The organism is Streptomyces hazeniae, assembly GCF_031845485.1.
In the GTDB taxonomy this organism is placed as follows: Bacteria; Actinomycetota; Actinomycetes; order Streptomycetales; family Streptomycetaceae; genus Streptomyces; species Streptomyces hazeniae.
In genome coordinates this window covers 64,028-83,262 of sequence record NZ_JAVREQ010000012.1, presented here as the reverse complement: position 1 = coordinate 83,262, position 19,235 = coordinate 64,028, and the positions used below count along the sequence as shown (strand labels likewise).

The following is a 19,235-nucleotide window of genomic DNA, read 5'->3' as shown; positions in this document are numbered from 1 at the left end:
GCCAAATGATCAAAGTGCAGACCGCTGAGGGTGACGTGGAACTCGATGACGAGGACCGGTTCCTTTTCCGGGCCCTGGTTCGCGAGATTAGGCAGGCTTCCTATCTCTTTGATGATGATCCGGACTGGGCCAATTTTCTCAAACTGCGGTCGAAAGTATCTGTCGAGCGCAAAGCCCCCAGCGACGTGCGGGTCGAGGTCCAGGTCGATCAGATGGATTGGCTCGGGAGGCTGGCATATCGGACCTGTGAGCACCTGGGTCCTGACGAGTTCAGTACTCGGGTGGGAAGGACTCTACTGGAGGCGCAGGACTTGCTGTTCCGGCTAACTCGGACATAATGCAGCGGGCGGGCGCACAGGTCAGGGCTGGGTCGACCGCGCCCCGCCGAGGCGGAGGATCCGTTGAGGAACGGCGTGGAGCGGTGATAATTTTGGAACTGATTCGCTTTGACGGACACCTTCTCTGTGGTGGTCAGGCTACGAGTGCTGTCTCCTTGGCGAGGTTCCGGTAGTTGAGGCTGCTGGGCAGTTGGTGCAAGTTGTACCAACTCTCGATCCATTCGAGGATGGCGATGTGTGCTGCGGTCCGGCTGGGCCAGTGCTGTCTGTCGATGAATTCGTTCTTCAGCGTCGAGAAGAAGACTCGGCCAGTGCGTTGATTCAGCACTGAGTAGGGCTAAGCACGGAGCAACGTAAACGGGCCCATGGCGGGAAGCGTGGAGTGGGCGTGAGAGGTTCGCAATGAACAGAAGAGGCGCGATGGACAGCAGGATCTGGCGGGTGGGAGCGGTCACTGGAGCGTGTCTGGCCCTGACCGCGGGTGGATACGCCGTCGGCGAGTACCGTGGATCGCACGCGTCGTTCGAAGGGTCTGCCGGAGGCGCGTGCACTCGCTTGACGGATGACCGCAACCTCGACGAGATGAATGTCATCGCTCCTACCGGGCAGATTTTCTCGGTCCATGAATCCGTCCTGAGCAGCCGCGGCCGCTACAGCGGCTACTGCGCGGTGAGCGCTGGGGGAGACCAGGTGCTCTCGATCGTGGTCGAGTTCATGGCGCTGGGGAGCTTCGATGCCTGGAAGAAGAAGATGGGTGACGATTGGGTCCCACCGCAGGGACGCAGTCGGCTGAATGCGGCGGGCGGCGGATGGACGGGCCCCTCGGACGCGGCTGTGTTCGTCCCGTGCACCTTGGCCAACCCGAGCAGCATGGCAAGGGACGGCGGGATCTCCGTTACCGTCAGGACGAACGACGACGACAACTACCAGGAGCAGGTGACCACGATAGTCGAGCGCGCGGCCAAGGTGGCGGCTTCGTCGAGTGGGCCTTGCGTTACATCGACTGACTGAACCTTGCGGAGAGCGTCGGCACCGATACTCAGACGCTCCGGGCGCACGGCGAAGGAAGAGCCGGAGGGGCGGCCCCAGGTGTCGGGGCCGCCCCTCCGCGCATGAGCCGCCGTCCTCAGGACTGGGGGCGGCTGCCGTGGTTGGCGCCGTTCTTGCGGCGGGCCTTCTTCTTGCGGCGACGCTTCGAGGACATCGCGACCTCCTGTTCCACTGGACTGATCGGTGCTGGATCAGGGGTATCACGTGGCGGCGTGCCCGCGCGAAACCCGGGGCCCCACCGGAGGGCTACTCGCGTTCCAGGGCGGCTTCCTCGAGGTCGAGTTCGCGCATGACGCGGCGCATGACCTCCTCGTCGATGCGGCGCTCGTTCCGGAGGCGGACGAAGACCTCGCGTTCGGCGGCGAGCATCTCGCGGCGCAGGCGGCGGTGGACGACGCTGGGGCGCTCGACCCCTTCAGGGTCGGGGCGGCCGAGGCGTTCCCAGGCGGCGTTGCTGCGGGCCTCGGCCTGGCGGCGCAGGCTGTCCAGGACGGGCTGGTGGGCGGGGGTGTCGTCGGCGAGGGCGTCGAGGCGTGCGAGCGCGGCGCGGGCCGCGTTGTGCTGGGCCTCCGCCTCGTGCAGCCGGTCCACGTAGTCCTCACCGCCCTGGGCCCCCAGGCGCCGGATGAGGGCGGGCAGTGTCGTGCCGTGCAGCAGCAGGGTGGCGACGGTGACGAAGAAGGCGAGGAAGACGATCTCCTCGCGGGCCGGGAAGGGCGCACCGGAGTCGACGGTCCGTGGGATCGCGAACGCGGCGGCCAGCGACACCACGCCCCGCATCCCGGCCCAGGAGAGCACGGTCGGGTACTGCCACGGGGGCGCCGGGTCGCGGGCGCGGAGCCGCGCGGAGAGCCGACGGGGCAGGTAGGTGGCGGGGAAGACCCAGGCGAAGCGGGTCAGCACGATGACGACGGTGAGCAGCGCACCGGCCGCGAGGAGGTGTGGGAGGCCGGTGTCGAGGTCCTCGACGATGCCGCGGAGCTGGAGGCCGATCAGTGCGAAGACGAACGCCTCCAGGACGGTGTCCGCGGCCTTCCACACGGCCGCGTCCTGGAGCCGGGAGGCGGCCGCGACCTCCGGTGCGCGGTGGCCCAGGTAGAGCCCGGCGACGACGACGGCGAGCACGCCCGAGGCGTGCACCTCCTCCGCGACGAGGTAGGACCCGAAGGGCACCAGCAGGCCGAGCGCGCCGGCCAGGTCGCCGGGCAGGACCCGGCGGACGCGGTGCACCGTCCAGCCGACGGCCCAGCCGATCGCCGCCCCGCCCAGCGCAGCCAGCGCGAAAACGCCGAGGCCGGACAGCAGCGTGTACCCGGCGCCGACGACCGAGGCGACCGCGACCCGGAACGCGGTGAGCGCGGTGGCGTCGTTGACCAGGCTCTCGCCGCTCAGCACGGTCATCACGCGGCGCGGCAGCCCCAGCCGGCGGCCGATCGCCGTGGCGGCCACCGCGTCCGGCGGGGACAGGACGGCGCCGAGGACGAGCGCGGGACCGAGCGGCATCCCCGGCACGATCCACCACGCCGCCAGGCCGATCATCAGCGTGGTGAACAGCACCAGGCCCACCGCCAGCAGGCCGATGGGCCGCAGGTTGTCGCGGAAGCGCAGGTAGGAGCTGTCCAGCGCGGCCGAGTACAGCAGCGGTGGGAGGACGAGCAGGAGGACCAGCTCCGGTTCGATCCGGTAGTCCGGGATGCCGGGCAGGAACGAGAGCGCGAGCCCGACGGCGACGAGCAGCAGCGGAGCGGCCACGCCGAGGCGGCGGGCCAGCGCGGAGACGGCGAGCGCTCCGGTCAGCAGCGCGATCAGCGCGGGGCCTTCCACGTCACGATCCTCCCGACGGCGCGTTCGTCGTACCGTTACAGCATGGCCGCCTGTCACGATCTCGCCGACGCGCCGGAGGACACCGCCCCGGCGCCGCCCACCGACGGCTGTGCGGACTGCCTCGCCGAGGGCCGCCGCGACTGGGTGCACCTCCGGCTCTGCCTCGCCTGCGGGCACATCGGCTGCTGCGACAGCTCGCCGGGCCGGCACGCCACGGCGCACTACGGCGCGGCCGGACATCCCGTCGTACGGTCGTACGAGCCGGGTGAGGCCTGGCGCTGGTGCTTCACCCACGCGGCGATGGGATGAGCCCGGCAGCGGGGGAGCGCCCGGCGCGGGCGCGCGACCTCGGCCTGCTGGCGGACGCCGGCACACCGGGGCCGCTCGGCGCGATCACCGACGTGCCCGGCGTGGCCGTCGGGCACCGCACGCTGCGCGAGCCGCCGGACGTGCACACAGGAGTGACCGCGCTCGTGCCCGCCGGGATCGGTCCGGTCCCCGGCGGCCGGCGCCCGGCCGGGCTGTTCGCGGGAAACGGCTACGGGAAGCTGATCGGTGCCACGCAGGTCGCGGAGCTGGGCGAGATCGAGTCGCCCGTCGTCCTCACCTCCACGCTGTCCGCGTTCCGTGCGGCGGACGCCGTGGTCGGCTGGATGTTGGACCGGCCCGACTGCGCCGACGTGCTGTCGTTCAACCCGTTCGTCGGGGAGTGCAACGACGGCCACCTCTCCGACATCCGGCGCCGTCCCGTGCACGAGGAGCACGTGCGGGACGCGCTGGCCGCGGCTCGCGGCGGTCCGGTCGAGGAGGGGTGTGTCGGCGCCGGGACGGGCACCTGTGCGCTCGGCTTCAAGGCCGGTGTCGGCACCGCCTCCCGCCTCACGCGGGTCGACGGCGAGCAGGTCACGTTGGGCGTGCTCGTCCAGGCGAACTTCGGCGGCACGCTGCGCGTCGGCGGTGTGCCGGTCCGGCCGGAGGCGGAGCCGCCGCCGGACGACGGCTCCTGCATGATCGTCGTGGCCACGGACGCCCCGCTCGACGCCCGGCAGCTCACCCGGCTGGCGCGCCGCGCGGTGTTCGGACTCGCCCGCGTCGGGGCGTCCTACGGTCACGGCAGCGGCGACTACGCGCTCGCGTTCACGGTCCGCGAGAGCCCCCGGCCGGTCCCGGACCGGCACCTCGACCCGTTGTTCGTCGCCGCGCTGGAGGCTGTCGAGGAGTCGGTGCTCAACGCCCTGTGCGCGGCCGTCACCACGACGGGACGTCTCGGCCGGGTCGCCCGGGCCGTCCCTCACGCCCGCCTGCGGGCGGCCGTGGGCGGGCCCTGAGCACTCCCCGGACGCGTCCGGGCGCGGGGGCGGCACGCGAGGTGCGGGACGGGCCGTTCGCCTCGGCGGCACGCTCTGGGCCCCGGCCTGCGCACCGGCCGCCCGGCCCTTCCCGGAAATCGCGGGTGCACCCGGCGGAGGGCGGGGTACTCGGCGGCGCGCCAGGGTCCGGGGCGGACGTCCCGGAGGGGAACAGGCCGGCTGAGCGAGGGCGGTCTCACCGGGAGACGCACCACGGCAGCGGGCCGTAGCCGACAGCCACCGCAGGAGGTGTGCCGTGAAAGCAGTCGTCTACAAGGAGCCGTTCGACGTCGCCGTGGAGGAGGTGCCGGACGCGAGGATCGAGCAGCCGACCGACGTGCTCGTCAAGGTCACCACGTCCTGCATCTGCGGCTCCGACCTGCACATGTACGAGGGGCGCACAGGCGCCGAGCCGGGCATCGTGTTCGGCCACGAGAACATGGGCGTCGTCGAGGAGGTCGGCTCCGGCGTCGCCACCGTCCGCAAGGGGGATCGCGTGGTGATGCCCTTCAACGTCGCCTGTGGCTTCTGCAAGAACTGCCTGGCGGGCCGGACGGGCTTCTGCCTCACCGTGAACGAGGGGTTCGCCGGCGGGGCGTACGGCTATGTCTCGATGGGGCCCTACCGGGGAGGGCAGGCGGAGTACCTGCGCGTGCCGTTCGCGGACTTCAACTGCCTCCAGTTGCCTCGTGGCGAGGAACACGAGAACGACTTCGCACTGCTCGCCGACATCTTCCCCACCGGCTACCACGCCACCGAACTGGCGCAGGTGTCGCCGGGCGAGACCGTGTGCGTCTTCGGTGCCGGGCCCGTGGGCCTGATGGCCGCCTATTCGGCGATGCTCCGTGGTGCTTCCCGCGTGTTCGTCGTCGACAGGCAGCCCGACCGGTTGCGGCTGGCCGAGCGCATCGGTGCCACACCGATCGACTACAGCAGGACGGACGCGGCCGGGCAGATCAAGGAACACACCGATGGCGAGGGCACCGACAAGGGCATCGACGCCGTCGGCTACCAGGCCACCGTGCCCAGTGGCGAGGAGCAGCCCGCCATGGTGCTCAACACCCTGGTGGAGTCCGTGCGGCCGACGGGCATGCTGGGAGTGGTCGGGCTGTACGTCCCCGCCGATCCCGGCGGCCCCACCGAGGCGGCGCAGCACGGCCAACTGCTGTTCGACGTAGGCCGGTTCTTCGAGAAGGGCCTGCGGATGGGTACCGGTCAGGCCAACGTCAAGGCCTACAACCGGCAGCTCCGCGACATGATCATCAGCGGCCGGGCGGAGCCGGGGTTCGTCGTCTCCCACCGCGTGCCCCTGGCGGAGGCTCCCGACGCGTACCGGCACTTCGACCACCGTGACGACGGGTGGACCAAGGTGCTGCTCGCGCCGGGCACCAACGGTGCGAAGGCGGCCTGACCGCCCACGGCCCGGGGCGGCGACGGTCCTCGTCCACCGCTCCGGGCCCCGGCGACCGTACGGGTGATCACCCGTACGGTCGCGCGGCCGGGGCACCGGCTCTAGAGTTGAGTGGCGCATAGCACACAATTCGGGCGCCGCTCGGTCGCGCCGCGCCTCGCTCGTCCCCCAGGGAGGGCACATGAACCACATCTCGGTGAAGGTGGACGGCACCACGTACGAGGACGAGGTCGAGCCGCGGCTGCTGCTCGTGCACTACCTGCGCGACCGCCTCGGCCTGACCGGCACCCCCATCGGCTGCGACACCGGCAACTGCGGGGCCTGCACCGTCGACGTCGACGGCGAGAGCGTCAAGAGCTGCTCGGTGCTCGCCGTGCAGACCGACGGGTCCACCGTGACGACCATCCAGGGCCTGGCGTCCGACGGCGAACAGCACCCGCTCCAGGAGGCGTTCCACCAGCAGCACGCCCTCCAGTGCGGATACTGCACCCCCGGCATGATCATGGCCGCACGCGACCTGCTCGCGGAGAACCCCGATCCCTCGCCCGACGACGTCCGGCAGGCCCTCGAGGGCAACCTGTGCCGCTGCACGGGCTACCAGAACATCGTCCGCGCCGTGCTCGCCGCAGCCGGCGAGCTGCGCCGCCGCAAGGCGCCGCCCGCGCCCGAGGACGGGGCCTCGCGCGACGTCGCGCCGGCCGGCACCGCTGCGACCGCCGCGCAGAGCGACACACGCGGAAAGAAGGCGTCGGTATGACCACGCAGGAACGCCCCGCCGAGGCGCCGGAACGCGAGGTCGGCCGAGCGCGGGTACGTCGCGAGGACGCCCGCCTGGTCACCGGCCGGACCACGTGGACCGACAACATCGCCCTCCCCGGCATGCTCCACATGACGCTGCTGCGCAGCCCCATGGCGCACGCCCGCATCGACCGCATCGACGTCGCCCCCGCCCGGGACATGCCCGGAGTGGTGGCCGCGTTCAGCGGCCGGGACCTCGCCGCCGAACTGGGTTCGCTGCCCTGCGCCTGGCCGGTCACCGAGGACATCGTGCTGCCCGACCACCCGCCGCTCGCCGTGGACGAGGTGCGGCACGTCGGCGACCCGGTCGCCGTCGTCATCGCGCGCGACCGCTACGAGGCGGCCGACGCGCTGGAGGCCGTCGAGGTCGACTACACCCCGCTGCCGCCCGTCCTGGACATGGAGGCGGCGCTCGCCGAAGGTTCCCCGCTGGTCCACACCGAAAAGGGCACCAACCGCTGCTTCGACTGGCCGCTGGCCGCCGGCGACTACGACGACGCCCGCAACCGTGCCGACGTCGTCGTCCGGCGCCGCTTCCGGCAGCAGCGGCTCATCCCGAACGCCATGGAGCCGCGGGCCGTGGTCGTCACGCCCCCGACCGCCTCGGAGGAGTACACCGTCCACTCCGCGACCCAGGTGCCGCACATCCTGCGCGTCATGCTGGCCATGGTCACCGGAATCCCCGAGCAGAAGCTGCGCGTCGTCGCGCCCGACGTCGGCGGCGGGTTCGGCTCCAAGCTCCAGGTGTACGGGGAGGAGGCGCTGGCACTGGTCGTCGCGCGGCGCCTGGGCCGCCCCGTGAAGTGGACCGAGTCCCGCTCCGAGGGCTACCAGGCCACCCACCACGGCCGCGACCAGATCCAGGACGTCGAGATCGCGGCGACCTCCGAGGGCAAACTGCTCGGCCTCAAGGTCGACCTGCTCGCCGACATGGGCGCCTACCTGATGCTCGTCACCCCCGGCATCCCCATCCTCGGCGCGTTCATGTACCCCGCCATCTACAAGATGGACAGCTACGCGTTCCACTGCACCGGCGTCTTCACCACCAAGACCCCCACCGACGCCTACCGCGGCGCCGGCCGCCCCGAGGCGACGTACGCCATCGAACGGATCATGGACGAACTCGCCGCCGAACTCGGCCTCGACCCCGTCGAACTGCGCCGCCGCAACTGGATCGGCCGCGAGGAGTTCCCCTACACCACCATCGCCGGGCTCACCTACGACAGCGGCGACTACGAGGCCGCCACCGACAAGGCCCTCGGCCTCTTCGACTACCGCCGCCTGCGCGACGAGCAGCGCGAACGCCACGACCGCGACGACCCGGTGCGCCTGGGCATCGGCGTCTCCACCTACACCGAGATGTGCGGACTCGCGCCCAGCCGGGTGCTGCGCGACCTGCGGTACGCGGCCGGCGGCTGGGAGGCGGCGAGCATCCGCATGCTGCCCACCGGCAAGGTCGAGGTCGTCACCGGCACCAGCCCGCACGGGCAGGGCCACGTCACCTCCTGGAGCCAGATCGCCGCCGACGTGCTCGGCGTGCCCTTCGAGGACGTCGAGGTCGCGCACGGCGACACCCGCATCGCCCCCCAGGGCATGGACACCTACGGCTCCCGCTCCCTGGTCGTCGGCGGCGTCGCCGTGCACCACGCCGCGCGGAAGGTCGTCGAGAAGGCCCGGCGGGTCGCCGCCCACCTCCTGGAGGCCAACGAGGACGACCTGGAGTTCTCCGGCGGCGCCTTCGCCGTACGGGGCTCCCCGGAGGCGCGGAAGACGATCCAGGAGGTCGCCTTCGAGGCGTTCTCCTCCCACGACCTCCCCGACGGCATGGAACCCACCATCAACGCCGAACACGTCCTCGACCCCGACAACTTCTCCTACCCGCACGGCACCCACCTGTGCGCCGCCGAGGTCGACAGCGAGACCGGACGCGTCCGCATCCGCTCCTACGTATGCGTCGACGACGTCGGCAAGGTGATCAACCCGATGATCGTCGAAGGGCAGGTGCACGGCGGACTCGCCCAGGGCATCGCCCAGGCGCTGTACGAGGAGGCCGTCTACGACACCGACGGCAACCTCGTCTCCGGCACCCTCGCCGACTACCTGGTGCCCTCCCCACCGGACCTCCCGGACTTCGTCACCGACCGCACCGAGACCCCGGCGACCTCCAACCCGCTGGGAGTCAAGGGCGTCGGCGAGGCGGGCACCATCGCCTCCACCCCCGCCGTCGTCAACGCCGTCGTGGACGCGCTGCGCCCGCTCGGCGTGACCGGCATCGACATGCCCTGCACGCCGGAACGCGTCTGGCGGGCCGTCCAGGAAGCCCGCCGCGGCCCCCCGGAGGCGTCCGGCACCGAGGGAGGAACGGCATGATCCCCGCCGCGTTCGACTACGCACGGCCCGAAACCCTCGACGAGGCCGTCACCACCCTGGCCGAGGGCGGCGAGGACGCCAAGGCCCTCGCGGGCGGCCAGAGCCTGCTGCCGATGCTCCGGCTGCGCCTCGCCTTCCCGGAACTCATGGTCGACCTGTGCCGGGTCCCCGGCCTGCGGGGCGTCCGCGACGAAGGCGACCACCTCGCCATCGGCGCCATGACCACCCATCACGACGTGCTGACCGACCCGCTGGTACGGCGGCACGCCGCGCTGCTCGCGAAGGCCACGGCCACCGTCGCCGACCCGGCGGTGCGGCACCGCGGCACCCTCGGCGGCTCCCTCGCGCACGCCGACCCGGCCGGCGACCTGCCCTCGGTGGCTCTCGCCATGGACGCCGAACTCGTCGCCGCCGGCCCGCGCGGCCGCCGTACCCTCCCCGCCCGCGACTTCTTCGACGACTACCTCCAGACCGCGCTCGCACCCGACGAACTCCTCGTCGAGATCCGGGTGCCCAAGGCGGACGGCTGGGGCTTCCACTACGAGAAGTTCCACCTATCCGCCCAGGCCTGGGCCGTCGTCGGGGTCGCCGCGCTGGTCCGCCGCGACGACGGGCACATCGCCGAGGCCCGGGTCGGGCTGACCAACATGGGCCCCACCCCGCTGCGCGCCGCCGCCGCGGAGGCCGCCCTGACCGGCGCCGACGCCACACCGGACGCCGTCGCCCGCGCCGCGGACCTGGCCGCGGAGGGCACCAGCCCCGCCGCCGACCTGGGCGCCACCCCCGAGTACCGCGCCCACCTGGCCCGCGTCCTCACCCGCCGTGCGGTGCTCGCGGCAGCGGGAGTGGAATGACGCGGCCCCCCGAGGACGGCCCCCCGGCGGTGCGGGAACCGGCCCATCCGCCGGACGGCCCAGCGCCCGGCCCCGCCCCGGCACCGTCGATCCCCGGCGGGCCGGACGGCGTGCGGGCGCGGCTGGAGGAGACCGGGTACCTCGTCGACGAGGGGCTCGCCATCGCCTGCCACCTCGCGCTCACCCTGCACCGTCCGCTGTTCTGCGAGGGCGACGCCGGGGTCGGCAAGACGGCCCTCGCCACCGCCCTCGCCCGCGCCCTGGACGCCGAACTGATCCGCCTCCAGTGCTACGAGGGCATCGACGTCTCCCAGGCCCTCTACGACTGGGACTTCCCCCGCCAGCTCCTCCACCTGCGCGCCGCCGAAGCCGTCGGCGCCACCGACGCCGACCGGCTGGAGAACGAGCTGTACGCCCGCCGGTTCCTCATCGCGCGCCCCCTGCTGCGGGCCCTGGAGACCCGGCCCGCCGTGCTGCTCGTCGACGAAGTCGACCGTGCCGACGACGAGTTCGAGGCTTTCCTGCTGGAACTCCTCTCCGACTACGCCGTCACCGTCCCCGAACTCGGCACGCTGCGCGCAGAGACCCCGCCCGTCGTCGTCCTCACCTCCAACCGCACCCGCGAGGTGCACGACGCGCTCAAACGCCGCTGCCTGTACCACTGGTTCGACCACCCCGGCTTCCACCGCGAGCTGGCCATCGTCCGCAGCCGCCTGCCGCGCGTCACCGCACGCCTCGCCGCCCAGGTGACCGCCGCCGTGCAGGCCCTGCGCCGGGAGGACCTGCTCAAGCCGCCCGGCGTCGCCGAGACCATCGACTGGGCCGAAGCCCTCGACGCCCTCGGCGCCGACGAACTCGACGCCGAACTCGCCGTCACCACCCTCGGGTCGGTCCTCAAATACCGCGAGGACGTCGACCGGGCGCGTACCCTCGACCTCACCGCCGTTCTCGCCGCCCCCGGGGGAGCGTGACCGCCGTGCACCGCGAACCGGCAGCCCTCACCGCCGACGCCCCGGCCGTGCTGGTCGGCTTCGCCCGCGCCCTGCGCGCGGCGGGCGTGGACGCCGGACCCGACCGCGTGCAGACCTTCCTCACCGCCGCGGACCGCCTCCGGCCGGAGCACCGCGCCGACGTCTACTGGTCCGGACGCCTCACCCTGTGCGGAGAGCAGGACGACCTCGAACGCTACGACCGGGTCTTCGCCGCCTACTTCGCCCCGCGCGGCGACCGGCCCGGCCCCGTCCGCCGCACGCCGCCGCCCACCCGCCTGCGCGTCGCGGACGACTCCGGCCCCGGACCCCGCGCCGACGGCGGGACCGACGACGCGCCCGGCCCGCCCGCAGCGGCCCTGGCCAGCACCGCCGAAATCCTCCGCCACCGCGACGTCGCCGCCCTCGACCCCGCCGAACGCGCCGCCCTGCGCCGCCTGCTCGCCGCGTTCGCCCTCCCCGGCGCCCAGCGCCGCACGCCCCGCCGCCGCCCGGCCGCGCGCGGCGACGTCGACCCGGGGCGCACCGTCCGCGAGCTGCTGCGCGCCGGCGGGGAACCCGCCCGGCTGCGGCACCGGGCACGAACCCGCACGCCGCGCCGCGTCGTCCTCCTCGTCGACGTCAGCGGCTCTATGACGCCCTACGCCGACGCGTTGCTGCGCTTCGCGCACGCCGCCGCCCACGGCGGGCGGCGTGGCCCCCGGGGCGCCGCCCGGGGCCGGGCCCGCGCCGAGGTCTTCACCCTCGGCACCCGCCTCACCCGGGTGACCCGCGAGATGAGCCACCGCGACCCGGACACCGCGCTCGCGGCCGTGGGAGTGGCCGTGCCCGACTGGAGCGGCGGGACCCGGCTCGGCCGGATGCTCCGCGGCTTCCTCGACCGCTGGGGTCAGCGCGGCACGGCACGCGGCGCCGTCGTCGTGCTGCTCTCCGACGGCTGGGAACGTGACGACCCCGCGCTGCTCGCCGCACAGATGCGCCGCCTGCACCGGCTCGCGCACCGGGTGGTGTGGGCCAACCCCCGCAAGGCCAGGCCCGGTTACGCACCCCTGGCCGCCGGGATGGCCGCCGCCCTGCCCCACGTCGACGCCTTCGTCGAAGGGCACAGCCTGGCCGCTCTGGAACACCTCGCGGCCGTCGTGAGGGGAGCCGTCGATGCGTGAGATCCTTCCCGCCCTCCACCGCTGGTACGCCGCCGGCGAGGTGTTCGGGCTGGCCACCGTCGTGGACGTCAGCCGCAGCGCACCTCGCGGGCCCGGAGCCGCCATGGCCGTGGGCCCCGACGACGAGGTGGTCGGCTCCGTCTCCGGCGGCTGCGTCGAGGGCGCCGTCTTCGAACTCGCCAAGGACGTCGTCGAGACCGGCGAGGCCCGCCTGGAGACCTTCGGCTACAGCGACGACGACGCGTTCGCCGTCGGCCTCACCTGCGGCGGTGAGATCACGCTGCTGGTGCGCCGCGTCTCCGCCGCCGACGACCCCGCGCTCGGTGACGTCGCCGCGTCCGTCGCCGCACACGAACCGGTCGCCGTCGCCACCACCCTGGACGGGCCCGCCCCGCGCGGCGCGGCCCTCGCGGTCTGGCCCGACCGGACCGCGGGGACGCTCGGGGCCGAAGGGCTCGACGCCGCCGTCACCGACGACGCCCGCGGCGAACTCGCCCAGGGCGCCACCGGCCGCCGCCACTACGGCACGGAAGGCGAGCGCCGCCGCGACGACGTCGCGGTCTTCCTGCACTCCTTCGCCCCGCCGCCGCGGATGCTGGTCTTCGGCGCCATCGACTTCGCCTCCGCCGTCGCCCGCATCGGCGTCTTCCTCGGCTACCGGGTCACCGTGTGCGACGCGCGACCGGTGTTCGCCACCCCCCGGCGCTTCCCCGAGGGCGTGGAAGTCGTCGTCGAGTGGCCGCACCGCTACCTGGAGCGGACCGAGACCGACGCCCGTACGGTCGTCTGCGTCCTCACGCACGACCCGAAGTTCGACGTGCCGCTGCTGGACGTCGCGCTGCGCGCGCCCGCCGCCTACATCGGCGCCATGGGCAGCCGCCGCACCCACGACGACCGGACCGCCCGGCTCCGTGACGCCGGGCTCGGGCCGGACGCACTGGGACGGCTGCGCTCGCCCATCGGCCTCGACCTGGGCGCCCGCACCCCCGAGGAGGTCGCCGTCTCGGTGGCGGCCGAGATCGTCGCCCTGCGCTGGGCCGGCAGCGGCGTGCCGTTGACCGAGACCGGCGGCGCCATCCACGAGACGAGGAGCTGAGGACACGATGGAACTGCGCCACGAGTTCACCGTTCCGGTGCCGGCCGACGAGGCGTGGCGCGTGCTGCTCGACATCGAGCGGGTCGCGCCCTGCATGCCCGGCGCCACGGTGAACAGCTTCGACGGCGAGACGATCGACGGCATGGTCAAGGTCAAGGTCGGCCCCATGTCGGTCACCTACCGGGGGACGGCCGCCTTCCGGGAACGCGACGAGGCCCGGCGCCGGATCGTGCTGGCCGCCGACGGCAAGGAGGCACGCGGGCAGGGCACCGTGCGCGCCACCGTGACCGGCTCCCTCCTCCAGGAGGGCGAGGGCGACGACGCCGTCACCACGGTGACCGTGACGACCGACCTGACGGTGACCGGGCGGCCCGCGCAGTTCGGGCGCGGCGTCATGGCCGAGGTCGGGGACCGGCTCATCGGGCGGTTCGCGGACTGCCTGGCCGCCGAGGTCGCCGGAACGCGGCCCTCCGAGGAGGAGACGGCGGCGCACGGCACGACCGTACCGGCCGCGGGGGAGCCGCACCCGAACGGCGGGGCTCCGGCCGCGGTCGCCGGGGCGCCGGGCGACGAGGAGCCGCTCGACCTGCTGCGCCTGGCGGGGATGCCCGTCGCCAAACGGGCCGCAGCGGCCCTCGCCGGCATGGCCGGGCTCGCCGCCCTGCTGTCCTGCCTGCGCCGGCGGCGCAAGCCGCACCGCCTGGCCCGCGCCCGCCGCTGAACGTCACCCCTGCCGGAGGGCCGCCCGCCGGACCGAGCACGGGGTGGACTTCGCGTACGGGCCGCCGCCGGACCGACCGGAGGCGCAGCGGCCCGGCTGCGCCTCAGCGGACGGTGAGGACCACCTTGCCCCGGGCGCGGCGTTCGTCCAGCTCCCGGAGGGCCTCGGCGGCGCCGTCCAGCGGGTACGTCGCACCGAGCAGCGGGTCGAGGCGGCCCGCCTCCAGATGCGGCATCAGGTCGTCCCACTGCTCGCGCAGGTACGCCGGGCGCGGCAGCCAGAAGGCGCCCCAACCGACCCCCACGACCTCGATGTTGTTCAGCAGCAGCCGGTTGACCTTCACCGTCGGGATCTCGCCGCCGGTGAAGCCGATGACCAGCATCCGCCCCTCGGGCGCCAGGCTGCGCAGCGAATCCGTGAACCGGTCGCCGCCCACCGGGTCGACCACCACGTCCACGCCACGGCCGTCCGTGAGCGCCGCCACCGCCGAACGGAACCCCTCGGCCGGCACCGTCTCGTGCGCCCCGGCCCGGCGGGAGGTCTCCGCCTTCGCGTCGGAGGACACCACCGCGATCACCCGTGCGCCCAGCGCCCGCGCCAACTGCACCGCGGCCGTGCCGACGCCGCCCGCCGCCCCCTGCACGAGCACCGTCTCGCCGGCCCGCAGCCGTCCGCGCCGCACCAGGCCGAAGTGCACGGTCAGGTAGTTCATCGGCAGCCCCGCCCCCGCCGCGTACGACATGCCGTCCGGCAGGGGGAAGACCATCGCCGGGTCCACGGCGGCCCGTTCGGCGAAGCCGCCGAAGGCGGGGAACGCCGCCACCCGGTCCCCGGGCGAGAAGCCGGACCCCTCGGGTGCGCTGCGCACCGTCCCGGCGATCTCCGACCCGGGCACGAACGGCAGGTCCGGCTTGATCTGGTACTGACCCCGGGTCAGCAGCACGTCGGGGAAGGTCACTCCGGCGGCGTGCACGTCGATGACGACCCGGCCCGCGCCTGCACCCGGGTCCTCGACGTCCGCGACGCCCACGTCGTCCGGGCCGGTCAGGGCGGTCACCTGCACTGCGCGCATCTGGGCGTTCCTCTCGTCACTCCGGTCGGCGGGCCGGTCCGGGGCCGGTCTTTCCCGGACCCTAGCCCGAGGTCCGTGGCCGCACCAACCATTCCTCGCCCTCTTGCCCGGCGCCGGGTCCGCCGGAAAATCCGTGGAACGGCCCCCGTCCCGGATGCGAAGGTGTCCGCACCGAGGGGTGTAGCTCAGCCAGGTCAGAGCAGCGGACTCCAAACCCGCGAGCCGCAGGTTCGAATCCTGCCGCCCCTGCTTCCGGCCCGCCTGCTTCCGGCCCGCCTGCTTCCGGTCCGCCCGCTTCCGGTCCGCCTGCTTCCGGTCCGCCGCTTCCGCGCCGTCCGTTGCGGCTCGCCCGTCAGGCGTCGGCGCCCACGTAGCTGCGCAGGTGACGGGCCGTGAGGGTGTCGCCGTGGGCGACCAGCTCCGCCGGGGTGCCGGTGAAGACGACCTCGCCGCCGTCGTGGCCGCCGCCCGGCCCCAGGTCGATGAGCCAGTCCGCGTGCGCCATCACCGCCTGGTGGTGTTCGATGACGACCACCGTGTTCCCCGCGTCGACCAGCCGGTCCAGCAACGCCAGCAGCTGGTCCACGTCGGCCAGGTGCAGCCCGGTCGTCGGCTCGTCCAGCACGTACGTCGCCGCCCTGGACGCCATGTGGATGGCGAGCTTGACCCGCTGCCGCTCGCCGCCGGACAGCGTCGTCAGCGGCTGGCCCAGGTGCAGGTAGCCCAGACCCACGTCCATCAGCCGGCCCAGGACGGTGTGCGCCTGCCCGGAGGGGAAGAAGTCGTGCGCCTCGGCGACCGACATGCCCAGCACCTCGCTGATGTTGCGGCCGCGCAGCGTGTAGCCCAGCACCTCCGGGGTGAAGCGCCTTCCCTCGCACTGCTCGCACACCGAGGCCACACCCGCCATCATCGCCAGGTCGGTGTAGACCAGCCCGATGCCGTTGCACTTCGGGCAGGCGCCCTCCGAATTGGCGCTGAACAGCGCGGGTTTGACGCCGTTCGCCTTCCCGAAGGCGGTGCGGATGTGGTTGAGCAGCCCGGTGTAGGTCGCCGGGTTGCTGCGCCGGGAGCCGCGGATCGCCGACTGGTCGGCCACGACCACGCCGTCCCGCCCGGGCAGCGAGCCGTGGATCAGCGAACTCTTGCCCGACCCGGCCACTCCGGTCACGACGGTCAGCACACCCAGCGGGACGTCCACGCTCACGTTCTTCAGGTTGTGCAGCGAGGCGCCCTCGATCGACAGCTGCCCGGTCGGCTTGCGCACCTCCTCACGCAGCCGCACCCGGTGTCCGAGGTGCTCGCCCGTCAGGGTGCCGGACCGGCGCAGCCCCGCCACTTCGCCCGTGTAGCAGATCCGGCCGCCCTCGCTGCCCGCGCCCGGGCCGAGATCGACGACGTGGTCCGCTATGGCGACGACCTCCGGCTTGTGCTCCACCACCAGCACGGTGTTTCCCTTGTCGCGCAGCCGCAGCAGCAGGCCGTTCATCCGCTGGATGTCGTGCGGGTGCAGGCCGATGGTCGGTTCGTCGAAGACGTAGGTGACGTCGGTGATGCTGGAGCCGAGGTGGCGCACCATCTTCACCCGCTGCGCCTCGCCGCCGGACAGGCTGGCCGAGGCCCGGTCCAGGCTGAGGTAGCCGAGGCCGATCTCCACCAGTGACTCCAGCAGGTGCCGCAGACTCGCCAGCATCGGCGCCACCGACGGCCCGTCGACGCCGCGCAGGAACGCGGTGAGGTCGCTGATCTGCATCGCCGAGCACGCCGCGATGTTCACCCCGCCGATCCGGGACGAGAGCGCGGCCGCGTTCAGCCGGGTACCGCCGCAGGCGCGGCAGGCCGTGAACTTCACGGCACGGTCGACGAAGGCGCGGAGGTGGGACTGCATCGAGTCCCGGTCCTTGCTGAGGTAGACCCGCTGCACCTTCGTCAGCAGGCCCTCGTAGGTGATGTTGTGAGACCCGATCTTCAGCTTGGTGGCCGGCTTGTGCAGGAAGTCCTCCCACTCGGTCTCGGTGAAGTCCTCGAGCCGGGTGTCCGGGTCGTACAGGCCGGACTCCGCCAGCACCTGCCAGTACCACGAGCCGACCGAGAAGCCGGGAGCCCTCACCGCGCCCTCGTTCAGCGACAGGCTCCGGTCCAGCAGCTCGTCCAGGTCGATGTCGGAGACCTCGCCGACGCCCTCGCAGTCCGGGCACATCCCGTCGGGGGTGTTGAAGCTGAAGGCGGTGGACGGGCCGACGTAGGGGGTGCCGAGGCGGCTGAAGACGATCCGCAGCATGGTGTACGCGTCGGTCGCGGTGCCCACCGTGGAGCGGGAGTTGGCACCCATCCGCTCCTGGTCCACCACGATCGCCGCGCTGAGGTTGTGCAGGCCGTCCACGTCCGGACGGCCCAGGCTGGGCATGAAGGACTGGATGAACGCGGTGTACGTCTCGTTGATCAGCCGCTGCGACTCGGCGGCGATGGTCCCGAACACCAGCGACGACTTCCCGGACCCGGAGACGCCGGTGAACACGGTGAGCCGGCGCTTGGGCAGGTCCAGCGACACGTCCCGCAGGTTGTTCTCCCGCGCTCCGCGTACCCGGATGAACCCGTGCCCGTCCGCGGGATGGACGGGGACCGACGCCCCGGACCGCGGGGCGGGCCCGGAGGCTTCGGGATCTTCGGACGGTACGGGCAGTCCGGGCTCGGCGGGTGCGGACGGCATGGGCGGATCCCCCTGACGGTGGCGGCTGAGCGGTGCTGCGGCGGACCGGCGCGGCGCGTCCCGGCCCGAACCCCGCAGCGTCGCCCAACCTACCGACCGCCACTGACAACCCCCCTGACGTGCGGTTTCACCGCCCGCGGGGCGCTCCATCCGCCGCCGCAGCCGTCCGGCCGGTGCGGACAGCCGTCGGCTCAGACCTTCTCGAGCGGCCGGTGCGGTGCGGCGGGGAGCTCGACGGCGATCGGGTCGCCGGGGCGCACCACGCCGCCGGCCCGGACCACGCCCATGATCCCGGACTTGCGCACCAGACCGCCGTCCTCGTCCCGGTGGACCATGCGCTTGAGCAGGCCGTCCTGGAAGCCGTCGATCTGGACGCACGGGTTGCGCAGCCCGGTCACCTCCACGACGGCGTCCGCGCCCAGTCGCAGCAGCGTGCCGGTCGGGAGGGCGAGCAGGTCGACGCCCGCCGTCGTGATGTTCTCCCCGAGATCGCCGGGGCGCACCGCGAAGCCCTCGGCGGCCACCTCGGCGAAGAGCTCCTCGTGGATGAGGTGGACCTGCCGCAGGTTCGGCTGCGTGGGGTCCTTCGCCACCCGGGAGCGGTGCTTCACGGTCTCCCCGGCGTGCACGTCGCCCTCCACGCCGAGCCCGGCCAGGAGTGTGACGCTCGCCCGGTTCGGTTTGGTGAACGCGTACTCCGGGTTGCTGCTGACCGCCCTGACCGTTCCGCCCGTCATCCGGACCCCCTCGCATCGCGGTGCCTCGAGGCACATGACCGCCTCCGATCCTAGTCCCGCGCGCCGGGGCGTCCCGGAGACGGCGCGCTCCGGGACGCACGCGGGAGAACAGAGCACCCCTGGCGCACGGTTAACGCGGTGTCATGGGATTGCTACAGTCGGATATCATGTCGCCTTGCGAACGGCCCGGGGGTGGGGAAGAGACGTGAGCATCGACAGGGAGATGCGGCGGCAGTGCGGCACGGTGCTCCGCCTGTCGGGAATCGACCGGCTGCCCGACCCCGTCACGCCGGCGGACCTGTTCGGCGCCCTGTGCGCCGGGATGACCGCCCAGCGCGGCCGGCCGGTGCAGTACCGGCTGGTGCCCTTCCCCGCCGGCACCGCCAGCGGGCTGTGGCTGGCGACGGACGACCGGGACCTCGTCGTGGTCGAGGAACGCACCGATCCCGACCATCAACTCCTCATCCTCGCGCATGAGTTCGGCCACATGGTGCGGGGTCACGCCGGGCACCGGCTGGACGGGGCGGCGGTCGCCGCGAGGCTGCTCGCCGACGAGGTCGACCTGCGGCAGACGGTGGCCCGGGTCGCCGCCCGCACCCACCTCGGCGAGCCGGAGGAGCGGGAGGCCGAAGCGTTCGGACTGCTGCTGAGCACCCGCTGCCGCGCCGTGCTCCAGGGCCGGGGGCAGCGTGGCGACGGACCCGGCGGCCGCATCGGCACCTCGCTGGGCTACCGCGCCCGGCTGGACTGACG

General features: G+C 73.2%; 19 protein-coding genes and 1 tRNA gene. 14 read left to right on the top strand and 6 right to left on the bottom strand.

The genetic code is table 11. The features are described from left to right. The first annotated feature begins 5 nt into the window (after window positions 1-5). On the top strand, window positions 6-338 hold the full coding sequence (locus RM572_RS14985) for a hypothetical protein (RefSeq protein WP_311673839.1): 333 nt from the start codon (window positions 6-8) through the stop codon (window positions 336-338). A 133-nt stretch (window positions 339-471) separates the two neighbouring features. On the opposite strand, the gene RM572_RS29765 is transcribed toward RM572_RS14985, so the two are convergent. Then, window positions 472-666: an IS3 family transposase gene (locus RM572_RS29765; RefSeq protein WP_394813610.1), complete on the bottom strand. Its 195-nt coding sequence runs from the start codon at window positions 664-666 to the stop codon at window positions 472-474. Between the two features lie 227 nt (window positions 667-893). On the opposite strand from RM572_RS29765, the gene RM572_RS14980 reads away from it, so the two are divergent. After that, window positions 894-1,349, top strand: coding sequence for a hypothetical protein (locus tag RM572_RS14980; protein ID WP_311673838.1), 456 nt, complete (start codon window positions 894-896; stop codon window positions 1,347-1,349). A gap of 115 nt (window positions 1,350-1,464) precedes the next feature. On the opposite strand, the gene RM572_RS29760 is transcribed toward RM572_RS14980, so the two are convergent. Together RM572_RS29760 and RM572_RS14975 are read right to left on the bottom strand one after the other, a co-directional pair. Further along, window positions 1,465-1,542, bottom strand: a complete 78-nt coding sequence (locus RM572_RS29760) for a 50S ribosomal protein bL37 (protein WP_370443954.1) — start codon at window positions 1,540-1,542, stop codon at window positions 1,465-1,467. 92 nt (window positions 1,543-1,634) lie between these two features. Continuing rightward, window positions 1,635-3,212, bottom strand: a complete 1,578-nt coding sequence (locus tag RM572_RS14975) for a Na+/H+ antiporter (RefSeq protein ID WP_311673837.1) — start codon at window positions 3,210-3,212, stop codon at window positions 1,635-1,637. A gap of 42 nt (window positions 3,213-3,254) precedes the next feature. Between RM572_RS14975 and RM572_RS14970 the strand changes: the two genes are divergently transcribed. The 10 genes from RM572_RS14970 (at window position 3,255) to RM572_RS14925 (ending at window position 13,963) form a co-directional block, all read left to right on the top strand. Then, on the top strand, window positions 3,255-3,521 hold the full coding sequence (locus tag RM572_RS14970) for a UBP-type zinc finger domain-containing protein (RefSeq protein WP_311673836.1): 267 nt from the start codon (window positions 3,255-3,257) through the stop codon (window positions 3,519-3,521). Beyond that, the gene (locus RM572_RS14965; RefSeq protein WP_311673835.1) at window positions 3,518-4,540 is read left to right on the top strand and encodes a P1 family peptidase; all 1,023 of its coding nucleotides are present in this window, start codon (window positions 3,518-3,520) and stop codon (window positions 4,538-4,540) included. Before RM572_RS14970 ends, RM572_RS14965 begins: the two co-directional genes overlap by 4 nt. 277 nt (window positions 4,541-4,817) lie before the next feature. Beyond that, window positions 4,818-5,972 (top strand): glutathione-independent formaldehyde dehydrogenase, encoded by a 1,155-nt coding sequence (locus tag RM572_RS14960; protein WP_311673834.1) that lies wholly within the window; start codon window positions 4,818-4,820, stop codon window positions 5,970-5,972. A 181-nt stretch (window positions 5,973-6,153) separates the two neighbouring features. Further along, window positions 6,154-6,729 carry a (2Fe-2S)-binding protein gene (locus RM572_RS14955; RefSeq protein WP_311673833.1) on the top strand — a complete coding sequence of 192 codons (576 nt, stop codon included), beginning with the start codon at window positions 6,154-6,156 and terminating at the stop codon, window positions 6,727-6,729. After that, window positions 6,726-9,140 (top strand): xanthine dehydrogenase family protein molybdopterin-binding subunit, encoded by a 2,415-nt coding sequence (locus RM572_RS14950; RefSeq protein ID WP_311673832.1) that lies wholly within the window; start codon window positions 6,726-6,728, stop codon window positions 9,138-9,140. The genes RM572_RS14955 and RM572_RS14950 overlap by 4 nt, the downstream gene beginning before the upstream one ends. Beyond that, window positions 9,137-9,994, top strand: coding sequence for an FAD binding domain-containing protein (locus tag RM572_RS14945; RefSeq protein WP_311673831.1), 858 nt, complete (start codon window positions 9,137-9,139; stop codon window positions 9,992-9,994). The genes RM572_RS14950 and RM572_RS14945 overlap by 4 nt, the downstream gene beginning before the upstream one ends. Beyond that, window positions 9,991-10,965: an AAA family ATPase gene (locus RM572_RS14940; RefSeq protein ID WP_311673830.1), complete on the top strand. Its 975-nt coding sequence runs from the start codon at window positions 9,991-9,993 to the stop codon at window positions 10,963-10,965. The genes RM572_RS14945 and RM572_RS14940 overlap by 4 nt, the downstream gene beginning before the upstream one ends. Next, window positions 10,962-12,146 carry a vWA domain-containing protein gene (locus tag RM572_RS14935; protein ID WP_311673829.1) on the top strand — a complete coding sequence of 395 codons (1,185 nt, stop codon included), beginning with the start codon at window positions 10,962-10,964 and terminating at the stop codon, window positions 12,144-12,146. The genes RM572_RS14940 and RM572_RS14935 overlap by 4 nt, the downstream gene beginning before the upstream one ends. Then, window positions 12,139-13,242: an XdhC/CoxI family protein gene (locus tag RM572_RS14930; protein WP_311673828.1), complete on the top strand. Its 1,104-nt coding sequence runs from the start codon at window positions 12,139-12,141 to the stop codon at window positions 13,240-13,242. The genes RM572_RS14935 and RM572_RS14930 overlap by 8 nt, the downstream gene beginning before the upstream one ends. Window positions 13,243-13,249: 7 nt before the next feature. Beyond that, the gene (locus RM572_RS14925) at window positions 13,250-13,963 is read left to right on the top strand and encodes an SRPBCC family protein (protein WP_311673827.1); all 714 of its coding nucleotides are present in this window, start codon (window positions 13,250-13,252) and stop codon (window positions 13,961-13,963) included. 103 nt (window positions 13,964-14,066) lie between these two features. Here RM572_RS14925 and RM572_RS14920 read toward each other — a convergent pair whose 3' ends face one another. Next, entirely contained in the window at window positions 14,067-15,035 is a 969-nt protein-coding gene (locus tag RM572_RS14920) for an NADPH:quinone oxidoreductase family protein (RefSeq protein ID WP_311673826.1), read from the bottom strand. A gap of 174 nt (window positions 15,036-15,209) precedes the next feature. On the opposite strand from RM572_RS14920, the gene RM572_RS14915 reads away from it, so the two are divergent. Next, window positions 15,210-15,284 (top strand) — tRNA-Trp (locus RM572_RS14915). Between the two features lie 103 nt (window positions 15,285-15,387). On the opposite strand, the gene RM572_RS14910 is transcribed toward RM572_RS14915, so the two are convergent. Together RM572_RS14910 and RM572_RS14905 are read right to left on the bottom strand one after the other, a co-directional pair. After that, on the bottom strand, window positions 15,388-17,745 hold the full coding sequence (locus tag RM572_RS14910) for an excinuclease ABC subunit UvrA (protein ID WP_311673825.1): 2,358 nt from the start codon (window positions 17,743-17,745) through the stop codon (window positions 15,388-15,390). A 191-nt stretch (window positions 17,746-17,936) separates the two neighbouring features. Beyond that, on the bottom strand, window positions 17,937-18,482 hold the full coding sequence (locus RM572_RS14905) for an MOSC domain-containing protein (protein WP_311673823.1): 546 nt from the start codon (window positions 18,480-18,482) through the stop codon (window positions 17,937-17,939). A gap of 223 nt (window positions 18,483-18,705) precedes the next feature. Between RM572_RS14905 and RM572_RS14900 the strand changes: the two genes are divergently transcribed. Beyond that, complete coding sequence (locus RM572_RS14900; protein ID WP_311673918.1) at window positions 18,706-19,233, top strand: toxin-antitoxin system, toxin component; 528 nt, start codon at window positions 18,706-18,708, stop codon at window positions 19,231-19,233. Window positions 19,234-19,235 lie beyond the last annotated feature (2 nt).

What these genes read in the sequence shown, in the direction of transcription:
- RM572_RS14955 (WP_311673833.1), top strand. Translation starts at nt 6,154, where the DNA reads ATGAACCACATCTCGGTGAAGGTGGACGGCACCACGTACGAGGACGAG.
- RM572_RS14900 (WP_311673918.1), top strand. Translation starts at nt 18,706, where the DNA reads ATGCGGCGGCAGTGCGGCACGGTGCTCCGCCTGTCGGGAATCGACCGG.
- RM572_RS14930 (WP_311673828.1), top strand. Translation starts at nt 12,139, where the DNA reads ATGCGTGAGATCCTTCCCGCCCTCCACCGCTGGTACGCCGCCGGCGAG.
- RM572_RS14985 (WP_311673839.1), top strand. Translation starts at nt 6, where the DNA reads ATGATCAAAGTGCAGACCGCTGAGGGTGACGTGGAACTCGATGACGAG.
- RM572_RS14945 (WP_311673831.1), top strand. Translation starts at nt 9,137, where the DNA reads ATGATCCCCGCCGCGTTCGACTACGCACGGCCCGAAACCCTCGACGAG.
- RM572_RS14910 (WP_311673825.1), bottom strand. Translation starts at nt 17,745, where the DNA reads ATGCCGTCCGCACCCGCCGAGCCCGGACTGCCCGTACCGTCCGAAGAT.
- RM572_RS14965 (WP_311673835.1), top strand. Translation starts at nt 3,518, where the DNA reads ATGAGCCCGGCAGCGGGGGAGCGCCCGGCGCGGGCGCGCGACCTCGGC.
- RM572_RS14920 (WP_311673826.1), bottom strand. Translation starts at nt 15,035, where the DNA reads ATGCGCGCAGTGCAGGTGACCGCCCTGACCGGCCCGGACGACGTGGGC.
- RM572_RS14905 (WP_311673823.1), bottom strand. Translation starts at nt 18,482, where the DNA reads ATGACGGGCGGAACGGTCAGGGCGGTCAGCAGCAACCCGGAGTACGCG.
- RM572_RS14925 (WP_311673827.1), top strand. Translation starts at nt 13,250, where the DNA reads ATGGAACTGCGCCACGAGTTCACCGTTCCGGTGCCGGCCGACGAGGCG.
- RM572_RS14950 (WP_311673832.1), top strand. Translation starts at nt 6,726, where the DNA reads ATGACCACGCAGGAACGCCCCGCCGAGGCGCCGGAACGCGAGGTCGGC.
- RM572_RS29760 (WP_370443954.1), bottom strand. Translation starts at nt 1,542, where the DNA reads ATGTCCTCGAAGCGTCGCCGCAAGAAGAAGGCCCGCCGCAAGAACGGC.
- RM572_RS14970 (WP_311673836.1), top strand. Translation starts at nt 3,255, where the DNA reads ATGGCCGCCTGTCACGATCTCGCCGACGCGCCGGAGGACACCGCCCCG.
- RM572_RS14940 (WP_311673830.1), top strand. Translation starts at nt 9,991, where the DNA reads ATGACGCGGCCCCCCGAGGACGGCCCCCCGGCGGTGCGGGAACCGGCC.